The sequence below is a fragment of the Streptococcus sp. HMSC061D10 genome, assembly GCF_001808865.1.
Lineage (GTDB): Bacteria > Bacillota > Bacilli > Lactobacillales > Streptococcaceae > Streptococcus.
In genome coordinates this window covers 2,023-2,404 of the sequence record NZ_KV795004.1, presented here as the reverse complement: position 1 = coordinate 2,404, position 382 = coordinate 2,023, and the positions used below count along the sequence as shown (strand labels likewise).

General features: G+C 41.1%; 1 protein-coding gene. It reads left to right on the top strand.

The genetic code is table 11. The features are described from left to right. Positions 1–382 (top strand): hypothetical protein (locus tag HMPREF2728_RS10805; protein WP_186822186.1); only part of this gene is annotated, 382 nt, incomplete at both ends.

Sequence of the window (382 nt, the reverse complement as noted above, 5' to 3'; positions counted from 1 at the left end):
TAAAGCAAATGTTATCTCTACTGAAACCCCAGCAACAGCAGATGCGCCAGCAGTTATTACCTATAGAGGTACTCCAGCAGCGACAGATGGTTTGAAACAAGAAACATTAGATGCAGCAACTAAAGGAGTAAATCCAGCCGGTATGGTTTTGGGCTGGCGTTATGCAACTGCAACTGATGCTGATGGTGCATTCATTGAGAATAAAGCCGTAGGTTCATCAAATGCAACTGACCCAGGTTCATTCCGTGTCATGCTTAAGGCACAAAGTCAAAAATATGATATTGTAACTCCAACTCCAACTGAAAAAGTTACTGTAGCAGATCCATCTAAAGTAACCGATGATGACTTAGCTAAAATCAAAGAGAAACTACAACTTGAGTAC